The organism is Mesorhizobium carmichaelinearum (assembly GCF_900199455.1).
In the GTDB taxonomy this organism is placed as follows: Bacteria; Pseudomonadota; Alphaproteobacteria; order Rhizobiales; family Rhizobiaceae; genus Mesorhizobium; species Mesorhizobium carmichaelinearum.
Map to the genome: position 1 here is coordinate 1 of NZ_FZQR01000096.1, position 2,637 is coordinate 2,637.

The window sequence follows — 2,637 nt, forward strand, 5'->3', positions numbered from 1 at the left end:
ACGTCAGTGTTCATGCAACTCAGCTGTGGCGAACCTGTACTTGCTGGATCATCACGGCGGTGCCTATGGACGAAGGACGACGCGACACCCTGCTAATTGAGTTAGCGACCAATTCATCCGCGCTTGCGGCACAGGCGGTCTGCATCACGCAGGAAACTCTCATGGTGCCTGAGCCGGGACGTACCAAATGACCGCAATCGACGTAGCGACCGGCGGTGCGATCTGAATCGAGCGCATCAAGCCACGACCTTCAGGAGAAGCCGAGATGGCGACCAACCCGGTTCCAGATCATGTCCCTCCCGAAATGGTGAGGGACTTCAGCCTGTTTACCTCGCCAGGCATGGCGCCGACGCCAAATGGAGATCCGCACGCAGCTGTCGCCTGCGTCCATGCCGGGCCGCCGATCTTTTATTCCCCCTTCAACACGCGCGATGGCCGGGGCACCTGGGTCATCACTCGCGCCAGAGATCAGCGCAGGGTGCTGCAGGACGCCGAAACCTTTTCCAGCCATCGCAGCATCTTTGCCTCGGCCTTGGGCGAGAACTGGCCGCTGATTCCGCTTGAACTCGATCCACCGGCCCACAGCGTCTTTCGCTCGCTGCTCAATCCGCTGCTGTCGCCCAAGCGGGTAACGGTGTTCGAAGCGGCTGTACGGGCGCGGGCAAGCACTCTGACTGAGCGGATCGCCGCATCGGGTACAAGCAGCGACGTGATGGAGGATTTTGCCTTTCCCTTCGCCGTCAACATCTTCCTTCGCTTTCTGGGACTACCAGATCACCGGCTCGATACATTTGTCGGCTGGGCGAACGATCTGCTCCATGGCGACGACGTGAAACGACCAGCTGCGGCTCGTACTATCGTGGCGTTCATCGACGAACTTGCAGCCGTTCGCCGCAAAGAACCGGCCGACGATTTCATGACCTTCGTTGTGCAGGCACAGGTCGAGGGCCGCCGGCTCACACACGAGGAGGTCCGTGGGATCGGCGTGCTTCTGTTCGTCGCTGGACTCGACACAGTTGCAGCCGCGATAGGGTTTGACTTGGCCTATCTCGCGCGCAACCCCAAAGACCAGGAATGGCTGCGGAGGGAACCGGGCCGGATCGTGGTTGCCGCCGAAGAATTGTTGCGAGCCTATCCGACAGTCCAAATCATTCGTGTGGCGAAGAAAGACATAGAATTCGAAGGTGCCCCGATCCGGAAGGGGGACTATGTTTCCTGTGCCACGATGATTGCCAATCGTGACCCGACGGAGTTCGAATCCCCCAACACGATCGATCTGGCGCGACCGGACAACCGCCACGCCGCCTTCGGCTATGGTCCTCACCGCTGCCTTGGCTCACACTTTGCCCGGCGGGTGATCGTTATCGGTCTCGAGGAGTGGCTGGCACGCATCCCGTCCTTCCGGATCAAGCAAGGTACGGCGCCCATCACCTCGGGCGGCCATGTGTTCGGAATCGAAAATCTGATCCTGGACTGGTCCTGACCAAGGCCGCCCCGACTGCATAAAGAGAATGGAGGCAGCACTATGCGCATCATAGTCCACAATGACAAATGCCAGGGTCACGCGCGCTGCTGGGCGCAAGCGCCGCACATCTTCGTGCTTGATGATGAGGGCTACATCCTGCCCGGTAACCTTGAGATTCCGATTGGGGAGCAACCGCTTGCGTCACGAGGTGCGCGATCCTGCCCCGAACATGCGTTGGAAATCGCCCCTACACCCGCTCCGGCAGGCTAAATCGGGCGTCCTCACCGAAAGTCGGACGAGTTTAGTTGGGGTGGAGCGATGGCGCCGCGTGCTGGAAGGCCGGCGCGCAGCCTCTGTCCTACCAGCGTGCTCGTCCTACTGCGAAAGGGCATCTGCGGCATCAAAGTCTTCTCCAGGATGCAAAGCGGCAGACGGAATCCGCGAAACACCTCTTTTCAATCTCAGAATCTACGACAGAGACGATGTACAAAGTAAAAACAAAAGTTACCGAACTCCTCGACCGCGAGGCGATCCGCGACTGCCTCTATCGCTACTGCCGCGGCATAGACCGCGCGGACGAGGCGGCGCTGCGCAGCTCGTACTGGCCCGGCGCGCATGACAATCACGGGGCCTATTGCGGCTTGGCAGAGGGCTTCATCCAGTTCGCGCTCGGTGTCTTCAAGACCGGACCGCGCAACATCCATCAGCTCACGAATATCCTGATCGAATTCACCAGCCCGGTGGAGGCCGGCGTCGAGAGCTATTTCACCGCGTTGCAACGTGGACCGGACAACGACGGAGAAGTACGCCAGGTGCTTCTTTGCGGCCGATATTGCGACCTGTTTCAGAAGAGGGAAGGGGAGTGGCGGATTGCCAAACGGACGGTCGTCTACGATTGGCTTGAGGAGCAGATCCCGCCAGTGGTCCCTGAGGCAGAACGGTTCGGCTTGCGGCAACCCATAGGAGCACCGCATCCGGATGACCTGGTCTACGCGCTCGGCAAGCGCCGCATTCCTTCTCACCACAATGCCTGCATAGGTTCCCAAGTGGAGACCCGCAGCGGCAGTGGAGACGAAAACCTATGACAACTGTGCAACGCCACAGCACCGCCCGCGAATGCCTGGTCGGTGAAGGTGCGGTGGGTAGCATTGCTTTTCAGCCCCGCAACGGCG

4 protein-coding genes are annotated in these 2,637 nt (G+C 60.2%); all 4 read left to right on the forward strand.

Features of this window, described 5'->3' with window-relative positions; all coding sequences use genetic code 11:
• The coding region (locus CKW40_RS44460) for a hypothetical protein (protein ID WP_210200210.1) at window positions 1-191 on the forward strand (191 nt) is incomplete at its 5' end.
• Window positions 192-265: 74 nt separating this feature from the next.
• Complete coding sequence (locus tag CKW40_RS42040) at window positions 266-1,483, forward strand: cytochrome P450 (protein WP_095205356.1); 1,218 nt, start codon at window positions 266-268, stop codon at window positions 1,481-1,483.
• Window positions 1,484-1,525: 42 nt separating this feature from the next.
• The gene (locus CKW40_RS42045) at window positions 1,526-1,735 is read left to right on the forward strand and encodes a ferredoxin (protein ID WP_095205357.1); all 210 of its coding nucleotides are present in this window, start codon (window positions 1,526-1,528) and stop codon (window positions 1,733-1,735) included.
• A 212-nt stretch (window positions 1,736-1,947) separates the two neighbouring features.
• Complete coding sequence (locus tag CKW40_RS42050; RefSeq protein WP_095205358.1) at window positions 1,948-2,550, forward strand: nuclear transport factor 2 family protein; 603 nt, start codon at window positions 1,948-1,950, stop codon at window positions 2,548-2,550.
• Window positions 2,551-2,637 lie beyond the last annotated feature (87 nt).

Coding starts and splice junctions, on each gene's coding strand:
- CKW40_RS42040 (WP_095205356.1), top strand. CDS start 266: ATGGCGACCAACCCGGTTCCAGATCATGTCCCTCCCGAAATGGTGAGG.
- CKW40_RS42045 (WP_095205357.1), top strand. CDS start 1,526: ATGCGCATCATAGTCCACAATGACAAATGCCAGGGTCACGCGCGCTGC.
- CKW40_RS42050 (WP_095205358.1), top strand. CDS start 1,948: ATGTACAAAGTAAAAACAAAAGTTACCGAACTCCTCGACCGCGAGGCG.